At 70.3% G+C, this 23,089-nt stretch carries 20 protein-coding genes and 1 tRNA gene; 17 read left to right on the top strand and 4 right to left on the bottom strand.

Annotated elements, in window-relative coordinates; all coding sequences use genetic code 11:
- The first annotated feature begins 134 nt into the window (after positions 1–134).
- From OG241_RS10930 to OG241_RS10920, 3 genes are all read left to right on the top strand, one after another.
- On the top strand, positions 135–2,873 hold the full coding sequence (locus tag OG241_RS10930) for a Tat pathway signal sequence domain protein (RefSeq protein ID WP_405815030.1): 2,739 nt from the start codon (positions 135–137) through the stop codon (positions 2,871–2,873).
- A gap of 69 nt (positions 2,874–2,942) precedes the next feature.
- Positions 2,943–3,389, top strand: coding sequence for an SRPBCC family protein (locus OG241_RS10925; protein WP_405815029.1), 447 nt, complete (start codon positions 2,943–2,945; stop codon positions 3,387–3,389).
- Between the two features lie 81 nt (positions 3,390–3,470).
- Positions 3,471–3,542, top strand: a tRNA-Val gene (locus OG241_RS10920).
- A 76-nt stretch (positions 3,543–3,618) separates the two neighbouring features.
- Here OG241_RS10920 and OG241_RS10915 read toward each other — a convergent pair.
- Entirely contained in the window at positions 3,619–4,344 is a 726-nt protein-coding gene (locus OG241_RS10915; RefSeq protein WP_405815028.1) for a 3'-5' exonuclease, read from the bottom strand.
- Positions 4,345–4,512: 168 nt separating this feature from the next.
- Between OG241_RS10915 and OG241_RS10910 the strand changes: the two genes are divergently transcribed.
- The 3 genes from OG241_RS10910 to thrS all read left to right on the top strand — a co-directional run bounded on the left by OG241_RS10910 (position 4,513) and on the right by thrS (position 8,398).
- Positions 4,513–5,079, top strand: coding sequence for a DUF4365 domain-containing protein (locus tag OG241_RS10910; RefSeq protein WP_405815027.1), 567 nt, complete (start codon positions 4,513–4,515; stop codon positions 5,077–5,079).
- Positions 5,076–6,299 carry a hypothetical protein gene (locus tag OG241_RS10905; protein WP_405815026.1) on the top strand — a complete coding sequence of 408 codons (1,224 nt, stop codon included), beginning with the start codon at positions 5,076–5,078 and terminating at the stop codon, positions 6,297–6,299. The genes OG241_RS10910 and OG241_RS10905 overlap by 4 nt, the downstream gene beginning before the upstream one ends.
- 122 nt (positions 6,300–6,421) lie before the next feature.
- Complete coding sequence (thrS, locus tag OG241_RS10900; RefSeq protein WP_405815025.1) at positions 6,422–8,398, top strand: threonine--tRNA ligase; 1,977 nt, start codon at positions 6,422–6,424, stop codon at positions 8,396–8,398.
- Positions 8,399–8,444: 46 nt separating this feature from the next.
- Here thrS and OG241_RS10895 read toward each other — a convergent pair whose 3' ends face one another.
- Complete coding sequence (locus OG241_RS10895; protein ID WP_405815024.1) at positions 8,445–9,062, bottom strand: potassium channel family protein; 618 nt, start codon at positions 9,060–9,062, stop codon at positions 8,445–8,447.
- 67 nt (positions 9,063–9,129) lie between these two features.
- On the opposite strand from OG241_RS10895, the gene OG241_RS10890 reads away from it, so the two are divergent.
- Positions 9,130–9,723: an HIT family protein gene (locus OG241_RS10890; RefSeq protein ID WP_405815023.1), complete on the top strand. Its 594-nt coding sequence runs from the start codon at positions 9,130–9,132 to the stop codon at positions 9,721–9,723.
- Positions 9,724–9,862: 139 nt separating this feature from the next.
- Here OG241_RS10890 and OG241_RS10885 read toward each other — a convergent pair whose 3' ends face one another.
- Together OG241_RS10885 and OG241_RS10880 are read right to left on the bottom strand one after the other, a co-directional pair.
- Positions 9,863–11,530: a hypothetical protein gene (locus tag OG241_RS10885; protein WP_405815022.1), complete on the bottom strand. Its 1,668-nt coding sequence runs from the start codon at positions 11,528–11,530 to the stop codon at positions 9,863–9,865.
- Between the two features lie 219 nt (positions 11,531–11,749).
- Entirely contained in the window at positions 11,750–13,948 is a 2,199-nt protein-coding gene (locus OG241_RS10880; protein ID WP_405815021.1) for an elongation factor G-like protein EF-G2, read from the bottom strand.
- A gap of 279 nt (positions 13,949–14,227) precedes the next feature.
- On the opposite strand from OG241_RS10880, the gene pgsA reads away from it, so the two are divergent.
- From pgsA to ruvB, 10 genes are all read left to right on the top strand, one after another.
- Positions 14,228–14,962, top strand: a complete 735-nt coding sequence (gene pgsA, locus OG241_RS10875; protein ID WP_405815020.1) for a phosphatidylinositol phosphate synthase — start codon at positions 14,228–14,230, stop codon at positions 14,960–14,962.
- The gene (locus tag OG241_RS10870) at positions 14,959–15,924 is read left to right on the top strand and encodes a phosphatidylinositol mannoside acyltransferase (RefSeq protein WP_405815019.1); all 966 of its coding nucleotides are present in this window, start codon (positions 14,959–14,961) and stop codon (positions 15,922–15,924) included. The genes pgsA and OG241_RS10870 overlap by 4 nt, the downstream gene beginning before the upstream one ends.
- A complete protein-coding gene (locus OG241_RS10865; protein ID WP_405815018.1) occupies positions 15,921–17,087 on the top strand; it encodes a glycosyltransferase family 4 protein in 1,167 nt (388 codons plus the stop codon). The genes OG241_RS10870 and OG241_RS10865 overlap by 4 nt, the downstream gene beginning before the upstream one ends.
- 59 nt (positions 17,088–17,146) lie before the next feature.
- Positions 17,147–17,692, top strand: a complete 546-nt coding sequence (locus OG241_RS10860; protein WP_405815017.1) for a hypothetical protein — start codon at positions 17,147–17,149, stop codon at positions 17,690–17,692.
- A gap of 383 nt (positions 17,693–18,075) precedes the next feature.
- Positions 18,076–18,924, top strand: coding sequence for a pyridoxal 5'-phosphate synthase lyase subunit PdxS (pdxS, locus tag OG241_RS10855; protein ID WP_405826145.1), 849 nt, complete (start codon positions 18,076–18,078; stop codon positions 18,922–18,924).
- A gap of 14 nt (positions 18,925–18,938) precedes the next feature.
- Positions 18,939–19,571: a pyridoxal 5'-phosphate synthase glutaminase subunit PdxT gene (gene pdxT, locus OG241_RS10850; protein ID WP_405815016.1), complete on the top strand. Its 633-nt coding sequence runs from the start codon at positions 18,939–18,941 to the stop codon at positions 19,569–19,571.
- Between the two features lie 48 nt (positions 19,572–19,619).
- Positions 19,620–20,372 carry a YebC/PmpR family DNA-binding transcriptional regulator gene (locus tag OG241_RS10845; protein ID WP_405815015.1) on the top strand — a complete coding sequence of 251 codons (753 nt, stop codon included), beginning with the start codon at positions 19,620–19,622 and terminating at the stop codon, positions 20,370–20,372.
- A gap of 151 nt (positions 20,373–20,523) precedes the next feature.
- A complete protein-coding gene (gene ruvC / locus OG241_RS10840) occupies positions 20,524–21,123 on the top strand; it encodes a crossover junction endodeoxyribonuclease RuvC (RefSeq protein WP_405815013.1) in 600 nt (199 codons plus the stop codon).
- Complete coding sequence (gene ruvA / locus OG241_RS10835; RefSeq protein ID WP_405815012.1) at positions 21,120–21,728, top strand: Holliday junction branch migration protein RuvA; 609 nt, start codon at positions 21,120–21,122, stop codon at positions 21,726–21,728. The genes ruvC and ruvA overlap by 4 nt, the downstream gene beginning before the upstream one ends.
- A gap of 186 nt (positions 21,729–21,914) precedes the next feature.
- Complete coding sequence (gene ruvB, locus OG241_RS10830; RefSeq protein ID WP_319093999.1) at positions 21,915–22,988, top strand: Holliday junction branch migration DNA helicase RuvB; 1,074 nt, start codon at positions 21,915–21,917, stop codon at positions 22,986–22,988.
- The last annotated feature ends 101 nt before the right edge of the window (positions 22,989–23,089 follow it).

Genomic DNA, 23,089 nt, shown 5'->3' with positions numbered 1-23,089 from the left:
GGCGCTCTCGCACCAGGTCGGCGCCCCGGGCGTCGTACCTCTCTCTGCCATGCCCCTGAACTCCTCACGCCCCCTGCTCTCTTCATGCCCCTGACCACCCCCGCATCCGCACGGAAAGGAAAGGCTGGTCCCTCATGTCTCCCATCCCCCGCAGGTCCCTTCTCAAGGCCGCCGCAGTCGCCGGAGCCGCCGCCCAGTTCAGCTGGGCCCTGGGAGCGAAGGACGCGCAGGCCGCGCCCGGAGCCGCCGAGACCGACTCCGGTCCCGTGACCCTGGACTGGCTGGAGGACGGCGGCCTCGGTGCCGCCCCCGGTTCCACGGTCGGCGTGCCCTGGCCGAAGGGCACCCATGACGCCGGCCAGACCTTCGCGCTCACGGACGCCGACGGCAAGTCCGTCCCCGTACAGTCCTGGCCGCTCGCCTACTGGCCCGACGGATCCCTCAAGTGGACCGCGCACGCGGTCAGTTCGGGCAACGGCAAGCTGATGCTCGCCGCCGGGACGCCCGAGACCCCCGCCGCGAGGATCACCGTCGACAAGAGCGGCGGAACCATCGACATATCGACCGGAGTCATCACCGCCCGCATCGCCAAGTCCGGCTCCACGCTGGTCAAGTCGGTGACCCGCGGCTCCACCGAGATCGCGAAGAACGGGCGGCTCGTCCTCATCCGCCAGCCCGAGATCGAGGACGAGGACCAGGGCGCCACCAGGTTCGAGCGCTTCGACAGCGCCATCAGCAAGGTCGAGGTCGAACAGGACGGCCCGGTAAGGGCAGTTGTCCGTATCGACGGCAAGCACCGCAAGGGCAGCCGCAGTTGGCTCCCCTTCTCGATCCGCCTCTACTTCTATGCGGGCGCCGACTCCTTCCGCATGGTCCACACCATCACGTACGACGGCACCCAGGAACCCGGCAAGGCCTCCGGCGACTTCATCCGCGGCATCGGGGTCCGCTTCAGCGTGCCGATGCGGGACGCCTCGTACGACCGGCACATCCGGATCGGCGGCGACGGCGCCGGGCTGCTGCGCGAGGCCGTCAAGGGCATCACCGGGCTGCGGCGCGACCCCGGAGCGGCCGTCCAGGCGGCCCAGTTCGCGGGGGAGAGGCTGCCCGACCCCTCGACCTGGGACCAGCGCGTCACCACCCGCCTCCAGTACATCCCCGAGTGGGGCGACTACACGCTCTCCCAGCTCTCCGCCGACGGCTTCACCCTCCGCAAGCGAACCAAGAAGGGCCACGGCTGGATCGGCGCCGGCGGCGGCAAGCGCGCCTCCGGGTTCGGTTACGTCGGCGGGGCCAGCGGCGGACTCTCCTTCGGCCTGCGGGACTTCTGGGAGAAGCACCCCGCCCAGCTCGACATCCGCGACGCCCAGACCGACGAGGCCGAGGTCACCCTCTGGCTCTGGTCGCCCGAGGCCCAGCCCATGGACCTGCGCTTCTACCACGACGGCATGGGCCAGGACACGTTCGCCGAACAGCTCGAAGGCCTCAACATCACCTACGAGGACTACGAACCCGGCTTCGGCACCCCCTACGGCATCGCCCGTACCTCCGAACTCCTCTTCTGGGCCAACGAGTCGACCCCGAGCGCCGAGAAACTCGCCGAACAGGTCGAAGCGGTACGGGTGCTGCCGCAGCTGGCCGCCCCGCCCAAGCAGCTCATCAAGGCCCAGGTCTTCGGCCCGGGGCTGTACTCCGAACCCGACCGTTCCACACCCGCCAAGGCCAAGATCGAGGACCACCTCGACTTCCTCTTCACCTACTACAAGGAACAGGTGGAGATGCGTCGTTGGTACGGCTTCTGGGACTACGGCGACATCATGCACTCGTACGACCCCGCGAGGCACCAATGGCGGTACGACGTCGGCGGCTACGCCTGGGACAACTCCGAACTGTCGCCGGACCTCTGGCTCTGGCTCGCGTACCTGCGCTCCGGCCGCGCCGACATCTTCCGCTTCGCCGAGGCGATGACCCGCCACACCGGCGAGGTCGACGTCTACCACCTCGGCCAGTGGGCCGGCCTCGGCACCCGGCACGGCGTCCAGCACTACGCCGACAGCGCCAAGCAGCAGCGCATCGCCAACACCACCTACCGGCGCTACTACTACTTCCTCACCGGTGACGAACGCGTCGGCGACCTCATGCACGCCAATGTCGACAGCGACGAGACCTTCCTCGCCCTGGACCCGCTGCGCAAGATCCGCACCGAGCCGTACACACCCGACCGGCACGCCCTGTCGATCGGCTTCGGCACCGACTGGAGCGGCCTGGTGTCGGCCTGGCTGACCGAGTGGGAACGCAAGGGCCCCAAGTGGGAGAAGGCCAAGGCACGCGTGCTCTCCACCATGGAGACCATCGCCGCCCAGCCCAACGGCTTCGTGCAGGGCAGCGGGCTGTACGACCTCGACACCGGGAAGTTCGCCGTCGCCGCGGCGCCCGTCGTCGGCGTCTCGCACCTCTCCGCGGTCTTCGGCCTCAACGAACTGTGTGCCGAACTCATCGACCTGGTCGACATGCCGAAGTTCAACGAGGCGTACTTCGACTACTGCCGCTACTTCAACGCGACCAAAGCCGAACAAGCGGCCCGCTACGGGTCCAACTTCGGCACCCTGCTGCTGTTCCAGGGCCACTCGCGCCTCGACGCGTACGCGGCCGTGAAGACCGGTGACGCGAAACTCGCCGCGCGCGCCTGGGACAAGTTCTACAACTCCGACGGCTACAAGGAGTCGGCGCCCTGGAAGACCGAGCCGGTGAGCGGCCCGGTCACCCTCGTCCCGGGCAGTGAGGCCAACTGGGTGTACACCAACGACACCGCCCTCTACGGCCTCGCCGCCATCGAGAACCTCGCCCTGCTCGGCGACAAAATGCCCTCGTAACGGAACCCCGGTGCCCGCCCCCGCCACGCGATGCCGTGGTGAGGGCGGGCACGCGGGCACACTCCCCCCATGGACTGGAGTCACTACCGCTTCCGCGCCCGCTGGACCCTGGCAGCGCCCCTCGCCGCCGTGTACGACGCCCTGGAGCAGGCCGAGGAGTACCCCCGCTGGTGGCCGCAGGTGCGCGCGGTCGACCGCATCGACGACACCAGCGGGGTCATCCGCATCCGCTCCCTGCTGCCCTACGACCTGACCTTCACCGCGCGCGAGGTGCGCCGCGATCCGGCGGCCGGAGTCCTGGAGATCGCCATGACCGGCGACCTCGACGGCTGGGCACGCTGGACACTCACCGCGGCCGGCTCCGGCACCCGGGCCGACTACGACCAGGAAGTGGACGTCACCAAGCCGCTGATGCGCCGCCTCGCCGTGCCCGGCCGGCCGCTCTTCCGCGCCAACCACGCCCTGATGATGCGCGCGGGACGCCGAGGACTGGCCGCACACCTCCGCGCGGCCTGACCGAAGCGGCCTGACCGAAGCGGTCTGAACGAAGCGGTTTGAACGAAGCCCGTCCGGACCTGTATTGTTCGGTGCGTTCCCGGGCGATTAGCTCAGTGGGAGAGCGCTTCGTTCACACCGAAGAGGTCACTGGTTCGAACCCAGTATCGCCCACCGGGAAAGCCGGTCCGTCATCGACGGACCGGTTTTTTTCATGCGCTCGCACAGCTGCCGTGAAGCAGCCGTACGGCTAGGCCGCCGCCGGCATCTCCGGACGCAGTGGCCACGCCGGATCGACCGCCTCCGGCGTACCGCTCTTCGCGAACCACGCCTGCAGGCCGCGCGCCTGCCCCGCGTGCCACACCGCCTGGAGCGTGTGCAGTTCGGCGGGGGAGAGGCGCTCCAGCCGGGTCGCGAAACGGCGCCCGACCGCCCGTACGACCTCCAGGGAGGCCAACGCGTCCGCCGCCGCGTCATGGGCGCCCTCCAGCGTCACGCCGTAGTGCGCGCACAGGTCCGTCAGGGTGCGGCGGCCCTTGCGGTAGCGGTCCAGGTGCTTGTCCAGGACCCGGGGATCCAGCACCAGCAGCGGTGTCGACTCGAACCAGCGGTCGAGCGACGAGGCGCGATGGCGGCGCAACTCCCGGTCCAGCATGGTCAGATCGAAGGGCGCGTTCATGATGACCAGCGGGCGGCCCGCCGCGGCCTGCTCCGCCAGCGCCCGGGCTATCTCCTCCACCACAGGGGACGGCCAGCGGCCGTTGCGCTGAAGATGTTCGTCCGTCAGCCCGTGCACCGCCGTCGCCGAAGCGGGCACGGGCACACCCGGGTTGATCAGCCAGCGGCTGACCCGCGGCCGGATGGCCGGACCTTCCTGGACCACGACTGAGGCCGACACGATCCGGTCGGTCTCGACGTCCACACCCGTGGTCTCCGTGTCGAACGCGGCCAAAGGGCCCTCGTACCAGCACGTCATACCTATGCAACTCCTCGTTCACCCACGGCAGCTGACGCACCGTCTTCTGCCTGTTTGGTGATACCCGGGCTGTTTGCGCCGTACGCCGGAAGGAGACAACAGAGGTACAGGTTTACGCACTTCAGTGGCCTGTCATGGTAATTCGTCTGTCTTGGAAGGCATTTGGTCATGGCGATAGCGCAGCCCGAACGGGGCGGGCTGCTGCCCGAGCGCACGGCACCCCATCGAGGCACCCTCGCCGCCACCGCCTGTATGGAGACCCTGCAGGTGGGTTATCTGCACGCCGTGGCCGCGGCGGCTGGCTGCTCACTGTCCCAGCCGTTCCCCGACAACGGCATCGACTGGCACGTCAGCCACGGCTCCCCCGGGCACACGGTCGACGACGAGGTCACCATCAAGGTCCAGCTGAAGTGCACGTACCAGATCGCACCGAACCCGCCGGGCCCGTACTTCTCCTTCACGCTCGACAACGCCCACCTGGCCAAACTCGCCCGCACCCCGGTCTCGGTGCACAAGATCCTGGTCGTGATGCTCGTACCGCGCGCGCAGGACGACTGGCTGCGCGCCGGTCACGACCGCCTCGACCTGCGGCACTGCTGCTACTGGATCAACCTCGCCGGCCAGCGCATCACCGGCCGGCACCGGACCACCGTGCGGATACCGACCTCACGCATCTTCGACGACCGCGCGCTCTGCGAGATCATGACGCGGGTCGGGACGGGAGGCAGACCGTGACGCACCGGCCCAACGAGGAGCCCCTGCGGCCCGTCCGCCCGCACCCTGTGGACACCCCCTGGCACGACGAACCGCCCGCCCCCGAACAGGTCGACCCCACCGTGCTCGGCGCCCTTCTGCGCCGGCACGGCTGGCAACGGCGCGGGGGAGCCGCCGGACGGTACGGCCGCTGGACCCCACCCGGGCCCGGCGGCAACGGCACGAGCCTCCTCGTGCCCGAGAGCCGGGCGTTCCCCGACAGTGATGACCTGCTCGGCGAGGCCCTCGTCGCGCTGGCCCGCAGCGGATCGCCCGCCGCGCGCGAGGTGCTCGTCGCCCTCGCCGTGCCCAGCGACGAGATCCGCTGGTGGCGTGACGTGCCGACGGGCCCCGCCGGCATCGCCTCCTGGCCCGTCGAGGAACAGCTGCGTTCGGCCGCCCGCCGGATGATGCTCGCCGGAGCCCTCGCCACGCGCGCGCGTGCCGGCTACTACGGCGCCCGCCACCGCAGGACCGCCGACGCCCTCCTCGACCAGGTTCTCGTCGGCGCCGCCCCCGGAGGGCGCAGTCTCACCGCGTTCGTCCCCGTCGGCACCGGCCGCCCCCTCGCCGTACGGCTCCACCAGGCCCTGTACGCGACCCGCGAGGCCATCGACTACCACCGGGCCACCGGCGGCATGGACGCCTTCGACGGAGCCGTCGAGGCGGGCGTCAGCCATGAGCTGACAGAGGCCCTCGTCGGCCTGGTACGCGGTACGGAGGGCGCCCGGATCGCCGTCGAGTGGGCACCCGGCGCGCTGGTCCCCGAAGGCTGCTCGGCCCGCCCCGAGCCTGTCGAGTTCTCGCCCGGAGATCTGCCCGCCCTGCGCGCGGCCGGCTCCCGGTACCTTCGCGAGGAACCCTCGGTGCCGGTCCGCATCACCGGCACCGTCGTACGGATGCGCAGGTCGGGGCCGCGCGGCGAAGGCGCCGTACGCCTGCGGGTACTGGCCGGCGCCGAGATCCCGCACGTCCGGATGACGCTGGACGAGGAGGCGTACCGGATCGCCGGACACGCGCACCTGGTCGGGCTGCCGGTGCGGGTGCACGGCCGGCTGGAGAGCCGGGGCGGCTTCCGGCGGCTGACCCAGGCCTCCGGGGTCGTACCCGTGCAGGTGGACGAGGCGGAGCGGGACCGGCTGATGAAGTCGCTGCAGGAGAACCTCGATTTCTTCGAGGAGGCGTGCAGCGGGGACGCCTGAGGGCGGCGGTGACAAGGGCCTCCCGGTATCTGTTTCGCGGAGGGCGGGCCCGGGTCGGTACGATCCCTAACTGCGCGCGCTCCCGGTATGGCGCCGCACCCACCTGCAGTCAGGAGAGACCGGTGTCAGACGTCCGTGTGATCATCCATCGCGATTCCGAGCGGGAAGAGCGCGTGGTGACGACGGGGACTACGGCCGCCGACCTCTTCGCCGGCGAACGTTCGATCGTCGCCGCGCGCGTGGGCGGAGAGCTCAAGGACCTCGCGTACGCGGTGGCCGACGGCGAGGAGGTCGAGCCGGTCGAGATCTCCTCCGAGGACGGCCTGAACATCCTCCGCCACTCCACCGCCCATGTGATGGCCCAGGCCGTGCAGGAGCTGTTCCCGGAGGCCAAGCTCGGCATCGGCCCGCCGGTCAAGGACGGCTTCTACTACGACTTCGACGTCGAGAAGCCGTTCACGCCCGAGGACCTCAAGGTCATCGAGAAGAAGATGCAGGAGATCCAGAAGCGCGGTCAGCGGTTCTCCCGCCGTGTGGTGACCGACGAGGCGGCTCGCGAGGAGCTGGCGTCGGAGCCGTACAAGCTGGAGCTGATCGGCATCAAGGGCTCCGCCTCGACCGACGACGGCGCGAACGTCGAGGTCGGCTCCGGCGAGCTGACCATCTACGACAACCTCGACGCGAAGACCGGCGACCTGTGCTGGAAGGACCTGTGTCGTGGTCCCCACCTGCCCACCACCCGGAACATCCCGGCCTTCAAGCTGATGCGCAACGCCGCCGCCTACTGGCGGGGCAGCGAGAAGAACCCGATGCTCCAGCGCATCTACGGCACCGCCTGGCCCTCCAAGGAGGAGCTGAAGGCGCACCTCGACTTCCTCGTCGAGGCCGAGAAGCGTGACCACCGCAAGCTGGGCAACGAGCTGGACCTCTTCTCCATCCCCGACCAGATCGGCTCCGGCCTGGCCGTCTTCCACCCCAAGGGCGGCATCGTCCGCCGGGTGATGGAGGACTACTCGCGCCGCCGCCACGAGGAGGAGGGCTACGAGTTCGTCTACACCCCGCACGCGACGAAGGGGAAGCTCTTCGAGACCTCGGGCCACCTGGACTGGTACGCCGACGGCATGTACCCGCCCATGCAGCTCGACGAGGGCGTGGACTACTACCTCAAGCCCATGAACTGCCCGATGCACAACCTGATCTTCGACGCCCGCGGCCGTTCCTACCGTGAACTCCCGCTGCGCCTCTTCGAGTTCGGGACCGTGTACCGGTACGAGAAGTCGGGCGTCGTGCACGGCCTGACCCGCGCCCGGGGCTTCACGCAGGACGACGCGCACATCTACTGCACCAAGGAGCAGATGGCGGAGGAGCTCGACAAGACGCTCACCTTCGTCCTGAACCTGCTGCGCGACTACGGCCTCACCGACTTCTACCTGGAGCTGTCGACCAAGGACCCGGAGAAGTTCGTCGGCTCGGACGAGATCTGGGAGGAGGCCACGGAGACGCTGCGTCAGGTGGCCGAGAAGCAGGGTCTGCCGCTGACCCCCGACCCCGGTGGCGCGGCCTTCTACGGGCCGAAGATCTCCGTCCAGGCGAAGGACGCGATCGGCCGTACCTGGCAGATGTCGACCGTGCAGCTCGACTTCAACCTGCCGGAGCGGTTCGACCTGGAGTACACCGGGCCCGACGGTTCCAAGCAGCGCCCGGTGATGATCCACCGCGCCCTGTTCGGCTCCATCGAGCGGTTCTTCGCCGTCCTGCTCGAGCACTACGCGGGCGCGTTCCCGGCATGGCTGGCGCCGGTCCAGGCGGTCGGCATCCCGATCGGCGACGGGCACGTGGAGTACCTGCAGAAGTTCGCCGCCGAGGCGAAGAAGCAGGGGCTGCGGGTCGAGGTGGACTCGTCGTCCGACCGTATGCAGAAGAAGATCCGCAACGCGCAGAAGCAGAAGGTGCCCTTCATGGTCATCGTCGGCGACGACGACATGAACGGTGAGACGGTGTCCTTCCGCTACCGGGACGGTTCGCAGGAGAACGGCATCCCCTTCGCGGACGCCCTCGCGAAGATCGCGAAGGTCGTGGCGGAGCGGGTACAGGTCTGATCGAGAGCTGTCGGGGCCCCCGGAGAAGTCACTTCCCCGGGGGCCTCTAGCCGTCCTCGGGCCCGTCCGGCGCCGGCTCCTCCTCCCGCGAGAACACCTGCAGCAGCCACGACGAGAACGACCCCGTCACCGCCCCCAACAGTGCGAGGCCGCACGCCATCAGGCCCACGGCGACCAGCCGGCCGACCGGAGTCACGGGAGAGACATCGCCGTACCCGACGGTCGCGAGCGTGGCGCAGGTCCACCACACGACGTCGCCGAACGTCCGGATCGTCGCGCCGGGCTCGCTGTGCTCCTGCTGGTACACGGCCAGCGCGCCGGTGAACCCCAGCAGTGCCACCGACAGACCGGCGTAGACGATCACGCGCGCGTGCATCGCGAGCCGGGGACTGCCACGCAGGTGCAGCAGCAGGACGAGGGTGTCCAGCCAGTGTGTCCGTACGAACCGGGCACCGACGCCGTTCAGCCGCCGGCGCACCGCGTAGTCCAGCGCGAAGACCGCCCAGGCGGCCAGCAGCACCGCCGGCCAGAGGACTCGTCCGGCGCCGGACCCGCCGAGGGCAAGGACGTGTACCGCGTACGGGGTGAGATGGAGCAGGGACGCCACCCCGAGCGGGATCTCGGTGCGCCGCTCCCAGCGTTCCGTGCGGCTGTCGTGGTCCATTCCGCCAGCTTGGCGGCGGGTGTCCCGGGGCGTGCCCCGGCGACACGCTCCACATGGGCGAAGCAATATGCTGCATGGCATGACGAGTGAGCCGGAGCAGCAGATCGGAGTCGGGACGCAGGACGCGTTTCAGCGCCTGTGGACGCCTCACCGGATGGCCTACATCCAGGGCGAGAACAAGCCGACCGGCCCGGGGGCCGACGACGGCTGTCCCTTCTGCTCGATCCCGGCCAAGTCCGACGAGGACGGCCTCATCCTCAGGCGCGGCGAGCAGGTCTACGCCGTACTGAATCTGTACCCGTACACGGGCGGCCATCTGATGGTCGTGCCCTACCGGCATGTCGCCGACTACACGGACCTGACGGACTCCGAGACCGCCGAACTGGCCGAACTGACCAAGCAGGCGATGACGGCCCTGCGCAGGGCGTCCGGGGCGCACGGGTTCAACATCGGGATGAACCAGGGCACGGTGGCGGGCGCGGGTATCGCGGCCCACCTGCACCAGCACATCGTCCCGCGCTGGGGCGGCGACACGAACTTCATGCCGGTGGTGGGCCACACGAAGGTGCTCCCACAACTCCTGGGCGACACAAGAAAAATGCTGTCGGAGGCCTGGCCCACGAGCGCGGGCCCAGGCACCCCCAGCCCGTCCGGCGTTTGAGGACGAGCCCAGACCCGCACCCCCAGCCCGTCCGGCGTTTGAGGACGAGGCCCCTTAAGGGCCGAAGCGGGGGCCTGGGGGCGGCAGCCCCCAGACAGACGCCCACCCCAACAGACCCCACCGCCCAACCGCCGGAGGCCTACGCGTCGTAGACGTCCGCCTTCCGCGGCATAGGATCCTGCACCGCCGTGCTGAGGAACGACGACCGCGTGCCGAACTTCTCGGTGTCCGCCCCGTTCTCCTCCAGGACCTTGATCGCCGCCGCGTGCACGACCCGCAGCACCGGGGTGGCCGCCCGCAGCGCGTCGTCTGCCATGAAGCGGTGCCGCCACGGCTGGTCCGCCCACGAGTGCCGCAGTCCGAACGGTTCCGGCAGAGCCAGTGAGCCACCCAGCCAGTTCAGCAGCGGCGGGTACCAGGTCAGGGGCGCACGCGCGGCGAGCCGCACGACCTCGTCCGCGTCGACCAGGGGCAGCTTGACCTTCCGGGTCTCCCAGAACCTGACCGACTTCTGGACCTCCTTCTCCTTCGCCGCGGGTTTACTGGTGAAGAGGGAGTGCACCGGACCGAGCGCGTGCCCGGTCACTTCGATGCGCAGAGTCTCGTGCAGGACGGTCACCGTGATGAGCATCGTGATGATCAACTGGCCGTCCCAGAGCGTCCACTGGACCCCGAGGTAGTGCCGCTGGCCGCTGCCGAACTGCTGCTTGTTGCAGATGTCCTGTATCGCGTGGTTCTTGATCTGGTACGCGTCCACGTCCGTGCCGCTGGGCCGGGAGACCTCCTTGGCGCCCTCGCCGACGGGGGTCACGATCCAGTGCTTCAGGGTCGGCTTGGTGAATCCGCCGGTGTTGAGCGGGCCGCGCTCCAGCATGCGCAGCTTGTCGTGGATCGAACGTATGACGTCCCAGCTGCGGAAGGGGTGGATCTCCTTGCCCGCCTCCCGGGGGACCAGCTCCTCGGCGAGCTGCCAGCTGCCCCACCGGGTGCCCATGCCGAGTATGCCCTTGGGGCCGGCGTAGAAGACCGAGTTGGACTGCTGCTCGGCGCTGAGCCGGGCCAGTTCCTTGCGCAGGTGTTCGGCGGCGGTCTCGCCGGGGCTGCCGGGGACCGCCTCGGGGATCTTCGCGCCGACGCCACCGCCGGCCAGCAGGCCGGCCCAGCGGTCGCGGAGGTCCTGGGCGGTGCGCTCGCAGATCTGCTTGGCCCACAGCCAGCCCACGACCGGCAGCACGACGCATGCGCGTGCGTACCAGGCCCAGAAGCCGGTGAACGGCATCTTGACCAGGAAGATCACGGCGAAGGCGCCCACGGCGACCAGCAGGGTGGTGGCGAGGGCGGAGGCCCGCTTGTCGGCGCGCTTGGCGACGTTCGCGCGGCCGACGAAGACCAGCAGCCACAGCAGGAGTCCGGGGAGGAAGAGCACCCCGCACAGCACCATCACCGCGGAGAGCCAGTTGTCGCGGTCCCGCCGGATGCGGTGGGCCGCGAGGGCGTGCTCCACGATGACCTGCGGCTCGGTGCCGAAGGACTGGATGAGCGGCTTGCGGCCGGCACCCAGCATGCGGTCGATCACCGCGCGCGAGAAGGCCTCACCGAGCTTGGGCCGGAAGATCTTCCCAAAGGCACCTCGGGGCGGCTTGACCGTCGACTGGTGCCACTCGTTGTCCGCTTCCAGGATCTTGGTGACCTCGTCGTCCTCCCGGTAGGCCGCCGAGGCCAGCGCGAAGGTCGCCGCCGTCTGGCCCGCGGAGCCCGACAGAGGCACCTGCGCCCCGGGACTGAAATCGAAACCGTCGTCCGCCACTGTGCCGCCCCCTCGCCGCCGTACCCGCTTCTGCGGCCTTTCCCGACTTCCGTGCTCCGCACACCTGTTGAACAGGTCATCACGTTGATCGAGTCACAACTTGATCAGGTGATCAGCGTATCCGCAGCCACCGACAATTGGGCGGCGGACGGCACAAGCCGTCCGCCGAAGTGGAGGAAAGCGTTCCGTGAAGGCGACTTGTGAGGTACCGGAAGCCAACTACGCGGCGCCCTCGGCCTGTTCACGGACCTTCTCGGCGATCTGCGGCGGCATGGGTTCGTGCCGCGCGTACCTGCGGTCGAAGCGGGCGGTGCCGTGCGACAGGGAACGCAGATCGACGGCGTACCGGTCGATCTCGATCTCGGGCACCTCGGCGCGTACGAGGGTCCGCCCGCCGCCCGCCTGCTCGGTGCCGACGACCCGGCCACGCCGCCCCGAGAGGTCGCTCATCACGGACCCCACGTAGTCGTCGCCGACGAGCACCGTCACCTCGGCCACAGGTTCGAGGAGATGGATCTTCACATCGGCGGCGGCCTCGCGCAGCGCGAGCGCGCCGGCGGTCTGGAACGCGGCGTCGGAGGAGTCCACCGAGTGCGCCTTGCCGTCGAGCAGCGTGATCCGCACGTCGATGAGCGGATAGCCGGCGACGACCCCCTTGACGGCCTGGGCACGTACGCCCTTCTCCACGGACGGGATGAACTGCCTGGGCACGGCGCCCCCGACGACCTTGTCGACGAACTCGATGCCCGAGCCGCCCGGCAGCGGCTCCACCTCGATCGCGCAGATCGCGAACTGCCCGTGCCCACCGGACTGCTTGACATGCCGTCCGCGCCCCGCGGACCGCCCGCCGAACGTCTCCCGCAGGGAGACCTTGTGCGGTACGACGTCGACCTGGACTCCGTACCGGTTGCGCAGCCGTTCCAGGGCGACGTCCGCGTGGGCCTCGCCCAGGCACCACAGGACCACCTGGTGGGTGTCCTGGTTGTGTTCGAGCCGCATGGTGGGGTCCTCGGCCACGAGTCGGGCGAGGCCCTGCGAGAGCTTGTCCTCGTCCGCCTTGCTGTGCGCCTGGATGGCGAGCGGCAGCAGCGGGTCGGGCATCACCCACGGTTCCATCAGCAGCGGGTCGTCCTTCGCGGAGATGGTGTCGCCGGTCTCCGCCCGGTTCAGCTTCGCCACACAGGCCAGGTCGCCCGCGATGCAGTGCGTGAGCGTGCGCTGCTGTTTGCCGAAGGGTGCGGACAGGGCGCCGACCCGCTCGTCGACGTCGTGGTCCTCGTGGCCGCGATCGGCGAGGCCGTGCCCGGAGACGTGCACCGTCTCGTCGGGGCGCAGGGTGCCGGAGAAGACGCGGACGAGCGACACCCGGCCCACGTAGGGGTCGCTGGCCGTCTTCACGACCTCCGCGACGAGCGGGCCGTCCGGATCGCAGGGCTTCAGCTCGCGAGGGCGGCCGTCCACCGTGGTGACCCCGGGCGCCGCACGCTCCAGCGGGGTCGGGAAGCCCCCGGTGACCAGCTCCAGCAGCTCCACCGTGCCCAGGCCCTGCCGGGCGCCCTCGGCGGCGGGGGCGGCGGCGAGCACGGGGAAGAAGGTCCCGCGCGCGACGGCGCGTTCCAGGTCGTCGACCAGGGTCTTGACGTCGATCTCCTCGCCGCCCAGATAGCGGTCCATGAGGGTCTCGTCCTCGCTCTCCGCGATGATCCCCTCGATGAGCCGGTTGCGGGCCCCCTCAAGGCCCGGGAGCAGGTCGGGGCCCGGTACGGACTCCTCGCGCTCCCCGGAGGAGTAGTCGAACAGCTTCCGCGACAGCAGCCCCGTCAGCCCGGTCACGGGCGCGTGCCCGTCCGGCCCCGGCGCGCCGTGCAACGGCAGGTAGAGCGGCAGTACGGCGTCGGGGTCGTCCGCGCCGAAGGCCTCCGCGCAGGTCCGCGTCATGGCGTCGAAGTCCGCGCGCGCGGACTCCAGATGCGTGACGACGATGGCTCGCGGCATACCGACGGCCGCGCACTCCTCCCACACCATCCGCGTCGAGCCGTCCACCCCGTCCGAGGCCGAGACGACGAAAAGGGCCGCGTCCGCCGCACGCAGACCGGCCCTGAGCTCCCCGACAAAGTCGGCGTATCCGGGAGTGTCCAGAATATTGATCTTGTATCCACCCCATTCGACGGGTACCAGCGAGAGCTGTACCGAGCGGTGCTGCCGGTGCTCGATCTCGTCGTAGTCGGAGACGGTGCCGCCGTCCTCCACCCGGCCCGCCCGGTTGACCGCCCCCGCGGTCAGCGCGAGAGCCTCCACCAGAGTCGTCTTGCCCGATCCGGAGTGGCCGACCAGCACCACATTCCGTACGGACGCGGGGTGGTCGGCCGCCGTAGCCCTGCCGGCGGCTCCGGGGTGTGCGTTCGCCTTGTCGCCCATGGTCCTGCCTCCCGTGCACGGTGAGGTCACTGTGGGCGCGGACGGGCCGAATCCGCGTTGGGCGGCGGCTCCGATGGCGCCCGCGGTGCTTTCGAGCTTTGCACTCGTGTCACGGTGCGTCCATACGACGGACGCGACTGAGCGGACGGGTCCCGCGCGCGGGACCCGTCCGCGGAGGGAGATCCGGCCTGCCGACATCCCGCCGTGACCCGGATGCCGTCAGGCCGTGACACAGGGGCGCGGGTGCCCGACCGTCGCACACGCGCGCGCGTCGCTACGATGGGCCAGCCGGTGGCCAGTAGGGGCCGCGCGGCGACACCGACCCTCGGGAAGGCCATGCTGAACAAGTACGCGCGTGCATTCTTCACGCGTGTCCTCACACCGTTCGCAGCGTTTCTCATCCGCCGGGGCGTCAGCCCCGACACGGTCACGCTCCTCGGCACCGCCGGAGTGATCGCGGGCGCGCTGGTCTTCTACCCCAGGGGCGAGCTCTTCTGGGGCACGATCGTCATCACGCTGTTCGTGTTCTCGGACCTCGTCGACGGCAACATGGCACGCCAGCTGGGCCGTTCCAGCCGCTGGGGCGCCTTCCTGGACTCCACCCTCGACCGGGTGGCCGACGGCGCGATCTTCGGCGGCTTCGCCCTCTGGTACGCGGGCGGCGGCGACGACAACGTCCTGTGCGCGGTCTCGATCTTCTGTCTGACCAGCGGCCAGGTGGTCTCGTACACCAAGGCGCGCGGCGAGTCGATCGGTCTGCCGGTCGCCGTCAACGGTCTGGTGGAACGCGCCGAGCGCCTGGTGGTCTCGCTGGTCGCGGCCGGTCTCGCGGGCCTGCACAAGTTCGGGGTGCCCGGCATCCAGTACCTGCTGCCGGTCGCCCTGTGGATCGTCGCCGTCGGCAGCCTGGTCACGTTGATCCAGCGCGTCGTCACGGTCCGCCGGGAGGCCGCGGAGGCGGACGCCGCAGCCGCGAGCGAGAACCCCGCCCAGAGCAGCGAGACGGCGTCGTGAGCGACCTGCGGGGGCGGCTCACGGACGGTGCGTACGCGGCGGGCTGGGGCGCCGTCAAAAAGCTCCCCGAGCCCGTCGCCGACCGGCTCGGCCGGACCATCGCCGACCTCGCCTGGAAGCGGCGCGGAGAGCGCGTACGACGGCTCGAATCGAACTACGCGCGCGTGGTGCCCGACGCGAGCCCGCAGCGCCTCGCCGAACTGTCGCGGGCGGGCATGCGTTCGTATCTGCGCTACTGGATGGAGTCCTTCCGCCTCCCGACGTGGAGCCCGGAGCGGGTGCGGACGGGCTTCGACCCGGAGGGCCTGCACAATCTGACCGACGGTCTGGCCTCGGGCCGGGGCGTGATACTCGCGCTTCCGCACCTGGGCAACTGGGACCTGGCCGGTGCCTGGGTCACCACCAAGCTGGAGACACGGTTCACGACGGTCGCCGAGCGCCTGAAGCCGGAGACGCTCTACGACCGTTTCGTCGCCTACCGCGAGGGCCTGGGCATGGAGGTACTGCCGCACAGCGGCGGCACCGCGTTCGGCACCCTGGCACGGCGGCTGCGGGACGGTGGCCTGGTCTGCCTGGTCGCCGACCGGGACCTGTCCGCCTCGGGCGTCGAGGTGAAGTTCTTCGGCGACGCGGCCCGGATGCCGGCCGGTCCGGCCCTGCTGGCCCAGCAGACGGGCGCACTCCTGCTCCCCGTGACCCTCTGGTACGACGACTCGCCGATCATGCGAGGCCGTGTCCACCCCCCGATCGAGGTACCCGAGACAGGTACGAAGGCCGAGAAGACGTCTGTCATGACACAGGCGCTGGCCGATGCCTTCGCCACGGGAATCGCCGATCACCCGGAGGACTGGCACATGCTGCAGCGGCTGTGGCTCGCGGATCTCGACCCCGCGAAGGACCCGGAGAAGAGCAGGGATCCGGAGCAGAGCACAGAGAAGAGCACGGGAGAGGGCACCCCGTGAAGATCGGCATCGTCTGCCCGTACTCCTGGGACGTACCGGGCGGCGTCCAGTTCCACATCCGCGACCTGGCCGAGTACTTCATCCGCCTGGGCCACGACGTGTCCGTCCTCGCCCCCGCCGACGACGACACCCCCCTTCCGCCGTACGTCGTGTCGGCCGGCCGCGCTGTCCCGGTGCCGTACAACGGCTCGGTGGCCCGGCTGAACTTCGGCTTCCTGTCGGCGGCAAGGGTGCGGCGGTGGCTGCACGACGGTGAGTTCGACGTGATCCACATCCATGAGCCGGCCTCGCCCTCGCTCGGCCTGCTGGCCTGCTGGGCGGCCCAGGGCCCGATCGTGGCCACCTTCCACACCTCGAACCCGCGCTCCCGGGCCATGATCGCCGCGTACTCGATCCTGCAGGCCGCCCTGGAGAAGATCAGCGCCCGGATCGCGGTGAGCGAGTACGCCAGGCGCACCCTGGTGGAACACCTGGGCGGCGACGCGGTGGTCATCCCGAACGGAGTCGACGTCGACTCCTTCGCCGGAGCCAAGCCGAAGCCCGGGTGGCAGGGCGACACGATCGGCTTCATCGGCCGCATCAACGAACCCCGCAAGGGCCTGCCGGTCCTCATGAAGGCGCTCCCGAAGATCCTCGACGCCCGTCCGGCGACCAGGCTGCTGGTCGCGGGCAAGGGCGACGAGGAGGAGGCGCTGGAGGACCTGCCGCCGGAGCTGCGCTCGCGGGTCGAGTTCCTGGGCATGGTCAGCGACGAGGACAAGGCGCGGCTGCTGCGCAGCGTGGACGTGTACATCGCCCCCAACACCGGCGGCGAGAGCTTCGGGATCATCCTGGTCGAGGCGCTGTCGGCGGGTGCACCCGTCCTGGCCTCCGACCTCGACGCCTTCGCCCAGGTCCTGGACCACGGAGCGGCGGGCGAACTGTTCACGAACGGGGACGCGGACGCCCTGGCCGACGCGGCCGTCCGGCTCCTGGGCGACCCCGGCCGCCGCGCGCAGCTGCGGGAGCGGGGCAGCGCCCATGTGCGGCGGTTCGACTGGTCGACGGTCGGGGCGGACATCCTTTCGGTGTACGAGACGGTGACGGACGGCACGACGGCGGTCGCGGCGGACGAGCGGACGACGACGGGGCTGCGGGCGCGGTTGGGGCTGGCCAGGGACTGACCCAGGCAGCCACCGGGGGTACGCGGGAGCGGCGCCGGTGAACGGTAGCCTTGCCGCCCGTGACCGCAACCCTCATCTGGATCCTTGTCGGGCTCGTCGCGATCGGCCTCTATCTGAGCTGGACCGCAGGGCGGCTCGACCGCCTGCACGCACGCATCGACGCCACCCGCGCCGGCCTCGACGCACAGCTGCTGCGCCGGGCTTCCGTCGCCCAGGAACTGGCCACGTCGGGTGTCCTCGATCCAGCCGCCTCGATCGTGCTCTACGAGGCGGCGCACGCCGCGCGGCAGGCCGAGGAGGAGCAGCGGGAGGTCGCCGAGAGCGAGCTGAGCCAGGCGCTGCGGGCCGTCTTCGCGGAGGCGGGACAGGTCGAGGCGGTACGCGAGGTCCCCGGCGGGGAGGCCGCGGCGGGTGAGCTGACCGAGGCGGTGATCCGGGTACCGATGGCACGGCGGTTCCACAACGACGCGGTGCGGGCGGCGCGGGCGCTGCGCCGGCACCGAAAGGTGCGATGGTTCCGGCTGGCGGGGCACGCCCCGTTCCCCCTGGCGTTCGAGATGGACGACGAACCGCCGGGGGCACTGGCGGAGCGCGCGCCGGCGTAAGGCCATTTTTTCGCCCCCGCCGCCCCTACCCGTCCCATCCTTCTGGGGCTCCGCCCCCGAACCCCCGCTCCTCAAACGCCGGAGGGGCTGAAACCCAGCCCGTTGGGGGTCCCCCCTCTGGGGGAGTTTGAGGACGAGGCCCCTTCAGGGCCGACAGCGGGGGTCTGGGGGCGCAGCCCCCAGGAACAGGATGGGACGGGTAGGGGCGGCGGGGGCGAAAACGATCCACCGGCTCCCCATTGGCCCTTGCGGTGGCCTGCTCGCCTCACGTTTCCTCAGTACCGCAGCAGCCCTCTTTCACCGAGTGAGGTCAAACCGTGTCCAGCACGTTCTCCAACTCCGCCCAGACGCCCGAAACCGGCACCGCGCGCGTGAAGCGCGGCATGGCCGAGCAGCTCAAGGGCGGTGTGATCATGGACGTGGTCAACGCCGAGCAGGCCAAGATCGCCGAGGACGCCGGAGCCGTCGCCGTCATGGCCCTGGAGCGCGTCCCGGCGGACATCCGCAAGGACGGCGGCGTGGCCCGTATGTCCGACCCGGACATGATCGAGGGCATCATCGAGGCCGTGTCCATCCCGGTCATGGCGAAGTCCCGCATCGGCCACTTCGTCGAGGCCCAGGTCCTGCAGTCCCTCGGCGTCGACTACATCGACGAGTCCGAGGTGCTGACCCCGGCCGACGAGGTCAACCACTCCGACAAGTGGGCCTTCACCACCCCCTTCGTCTGCGGTGCCACCAACCTCGGAGAGGCGCTGCGCCGTATAGCCGAGGGCGCCGCGATGATCCGCTCCAAGGGCGAGGCCGGCACCGGCAACGTCGTCGAGGCCGTCCGCCACCTGCGGCAGATCAAGAACGAGATCGCCCGTCTGCGCGGCTACGACAACAACGAGCTGTACGCCGCCGCCAAGGACCTGCGCGCCCCGTACGAACTCGTCCAGGAGGTCGCCGACCTCGGCAAGCTGCCGGTCGTGCTGTTCTCCGCCGGCGGCGTGGCGACCCCGGCCGACGCCGCGCTCATGCGCCAGCTGGGCGCCGAGGGCGTCTTCGTCGGCTCCGGCATCTTCAAGTCCGGCGACCCCGCCAAGCGCGCCGCCGCCATCGTGAAGGCGACCACCTTCTACGACGACCCGAAGATCATCGCGGACGCGTCCCGCAACCTCGGCGAGGCCATGGTCGGCATCAACTGCGACACGCTGCCCGAGACCGAGCGCTACGCCAACCGGGGCTGGTAGCACTCATGTCACCCATGTACGACACCCCCGTCATCGGGGTCCTGGCCCTCCAGGGCGATGTGCAGGAGCACCTCATCGCCCTGGCCGAGGCCGACGCCCTGGCCAGGCCGGTACGACGCCCCGAGGAACTCGCTGAGGTGGACGGGCTGATCATCCCAGGCGGGGAGTCGACCACCATCTCCAAGCTGGCCGTCCTCTTCGGCGTGATGGAGCCCCTCCGCGCGCGCGTGCGCGCCGGAATGCCCGTGTACGGCACCTGCGCCGGCATGATCATGCTCGCCGACAAGATCCTCGACCCGCGCTCGGGCCAGGAGACGGTCGGCGGCATCGACATGATCGTGCGCCGCAACGCCTTCGGACGCCAGAACGAGTCCTTCGAAGCGACGGTCGACGTGACGGGCGTGGAGGGCGATCCTGTGGAGGGCGTTTTCATCCGCGCCCCCTGGGTCGAGTCCGTGGGCGCCGAGGCCGAGGTGCTCGCCGAGCACGCCGGTCACATCGTCGCCGTACGCCAGGGCAACGCCCTCGCCACGTCGTTCCACCCGGAACTGACCGGCGACCACCGCGTGCACTCCCTCTTCGTCGAGATGGTGAGGGCCCACATGGCACGCGCCGTGGGCGCGGACCCTGCAGCGGAGTCCTTGTAGGATCTCTGGGGTTCGTACAGAGTTGGGTTACGCGAAGGAGACAGGCAGATGTCCGGCCACTCTAAATGGGCTACGACGAAGCACAAGAAGGCCGTGATCGACGCCAAGCGCGGCAAGCTCTTCGCGAAGATGATCAAAAACATCGAGGTCGCGGCACGTACGGGCGGCGCTGATGTGTCCGGCAACCCGACGCTGTTCGACGCCATCCAGAAGGCCAAGAAGAGCTCGGTCCCGAACAAGAACATCGACTCCGCCGTCAAGCGCGGCGCCGGTCTCGAAGCCGGTGGCGCCGACTACGAGACGATCATGTACGAGGGTTACGGCCCCAACGGTGTCGCGGTGCTCATCGAGTGCCTCACCGACAACCGCAACCGCGCCGCCTCGGACGTCCGCGTCGCCATGACCCGCAACGGCGGCAACATGGCCGACCCCGGTTCCGTCTCGTACCTCTTCAACCGCAAGGGCGTCATCGTCGTCCCCAAGGGTGAGCTGACCGAGGACGACGTCCTGGGCGCCGTGCTGGAAGCCGGTGCGGAGGAGGTCAACGACCTCGGTGAGTCCTTCGAGGTCATCTCCGAGGCCACCGACCTGGTCGCGGTGCGCACCGCGCTCCAGGAGGCCGGCATCGACTACGACTCCGCCGACGCCAACTTCGTCCCGACCATGCAGGTCGAGCTGGACGAAGAGGGCGCCAGGAAGATCTTCAAGCTGATCGACGCCCTGGAGGACAGCGACGACGTGCAGAACGTCTTCGCCAACTTCGACGTCAGCGACGAGGTCATGGAGAAGGTCGACGCGTAGCACTGCCGCGCGAGCCCCTGAGGCGAGCGGTTCCGGCGGGTCGGTGGGACACGTCCTACCGGCCCGCCGCCGTTGTCAGTGGCAGCGGATAGCCTGACGGCAGTCAAAGATCACCGTCGACGGACCGCGACCGGACAGAGGGGTGGGGCGGGTGCGCGTACTGGGAGTTGACCCGGGACTGACCCGATGCGGTGTCGGCGTCGTCGAGGGTGTCCCCGGGCGCCCGCTGACGATGATCGGCGTCGGCGTCGTACGCACGCCCCCGGATGCCGAACTGGGCCTGCGGCTCGTCGAGATCGAGCGGGGCATCGAGCAGTGGCTCGACGAGCACCGGCCCGAATTCGTCGCCGTGGAGCGGGTGTTCAGCCAGCACAACGTCCGTACGGTGATGGGGACGGCGCAGGCCAGCGCCGTGGCGATGCTGTGTGCGGCCCGGCGCGGCATCCCCGTCGCCCTGCACACCCCCAGCGAGGTCAAGGCCGCCGTCACCGGCAGCGGACGGGCCGACAAGGCCCAGGTCGGCGCAATGGTGACCCGGCTGCTCCGGCTCGACGCACCCCCCAAGCCCGCCGACGCCGCCGACGCCCTCGCGCTCGCCATCTGCCACATCTGGCGCGCACCCGCCCAGACGCGCCTTGAGCAGGCCGTCGCGCAGAACCGGTTCCAGCAGGCCGTCGCTCTCCACAAGGCGCAGGCCGCCAGAGCGGCCGCATCGCCCACCGCACCCACCCCGAAAGGCCGCCTCGCATGATCGCCTTCGTCAGCGGCCCGGTGGCCGCCCTCGCCCCCGACTCCGCGGTGGTCGAGGTGGGTGGGATCGGCATCGCCGTCCAGTGCGCCCCCAACACCCTGTCCGGACTCCGCATGGGACAGCAGGCCAGACTCGCCACCTCCCTGGTGGTCCGCGAGGACTCCCTGACCCTGTACGGCTTCACGGACGACGACGAACGACAGACCTTCGAGCTGCTCCAGACCGCGAGCGGTGTCGGCCCCCGCCTCGCCCAGGCCATGCTGGCCGTCCACTCGCCGGACGCCCTGCGCCGCGCGGTGGCCACGGCGGACGAGAAGGCGCTGATCGCGGTGCCCGGCATCGGCAAGAGGGGCGCCCAGAAGCTGCTCCTGGAACTGAAGGACCGCCTCGGCGCCCCCCTCGGCACGGGCCCCGCCATCGGTTCCCCGGTCACCACCGGCTGGCGCGACCAACTGCACGCGGCCCTGATCGGCCTCGGGTACGCGACCCGGGAAGCCGACGAGGCGGTCGCCGCGGTGACACCCCAGGCCGAGGCTGCCGAAGGCACGCCCCAGGTGGGCCAGTTGCTGAAGGCGGCCCTGCAGACCCTCAACAGAGCCCGCTGACCGGCGGGACCCGACGGCCGGCAGGAGCTCGCTGACCTGCGGCGGCCCCCACCGCCGTACGCCCCTCCGCACGAACCACCCGACCGACCGCGACCGCGAGGCACACGCATGCTGTGCTGTTCCGGGGGACAACCCCCGGACCCCCGGCCGACACACGCATCCGGCGCACCCAGCTAGGAGAACGCAGTGAACTGGGACGACACGACCGACGAGAGCACCGCCCCCGAGCGGCTCGTCGCCGCGTCCGCCGACGGTGAGGACCAGGCCGTCGAGGCCGCCCTGCGTCCCAAGGACCTGGACGAGTTCATCGGCCAGGAGAAGGTCCGCGAACAGCTCGACCTCGTCCTGCGCGCCGCACGCGCGCGCGGCGCCACCGCCGACCACGTCCTGCTCTCCGGTGCCCCCGGCCTCGGCAAGACCACCCTCTCGATGATCATCGCGGCCGAGATGGGCGCCCCCATCCGCATCACCAGCGGCCCCGCCATCCAGCACGCCGGCGACCTCGCGGCGATCCTGTCCTCCCTCCAGGAGGGCGAGGTCCTCTTCCTCGACGAGATCCACCGCATGTCCCGGCCAGCCGAGGAGATGCTCTACATGGCGATGGAGGACTTCCGCGTCGACGTGATCGTCGGCAAGGGCCCCGGTGCCACCGCCATCCCCCTCGAACTGCCCCCGTTCACGCTGGTCGGCGCCACCACGCGCGCGGGACTGCTGCCGCCCCCGCTGCGCGACCGCTTCGGCTTCACCGCGCACATGGAGTTCTACGAACCGGCCGAGCTGCAGCGCGTCATCCACCGCTCCGCGAACCTCCTCGACGTCGAGATCGGTACCGAAGGCGCCGCCGAGATCGCCGGCCGCTCGCGCGGCACCCCCCGTATCGCCAACCGCCTGCTGCGCCGCGTCCGGGACTACGCGCAGGTCAAGGCCGACGGCGTCATCACCCGCGCCATCGCGGAGGCGGCCCTCAAGGTCTACGAGGTCGATGCCCGCGGTCTGGACCGGCTCGACAGAGGCGTCCTGGAAGCGCTGCTGAAGCTGTTCGGAGGCGGACCGGTGGGCCTCTCCACGCTGGCCGTCGCGGTGGGGGAGGAGCGGGAGACCGTCGAGGAGGTCGCCGAGCCCTTCCTCGTACGGGAGGGACTGCTGGCCCGTACCCCGCGTGGACGAGTCGCGACGCCCGCCGCATGGGCGCATCTCGGCCTCACACCGCCCCGTTCCACAACGGGGGGAAGCGGACAACAGGACCTGTTCGGGGCGTGACGGCGAGGGTGCTCGCGGGCTCAGGAACCGTGGTGCGATGCTGAGCGTTGTTCCTGGAGTGCGGACTCGCTTAGACTCCGCCGATGCCGCCTTTGTAACTT

The organism is Streptomyces sp. NBC_01390 (genome assembly GCF_045040105.1).
Taxonomy (GTDB): Bacteria; Actinomycetota; Actinomycetes; order Streptomycetales; family Streptomycetaceae; genus Streptomyces.
Note: the sequence above shows the minus strand (reverse complement) of the source record. Positions and strands in the feature narration are given on the sequence as shown.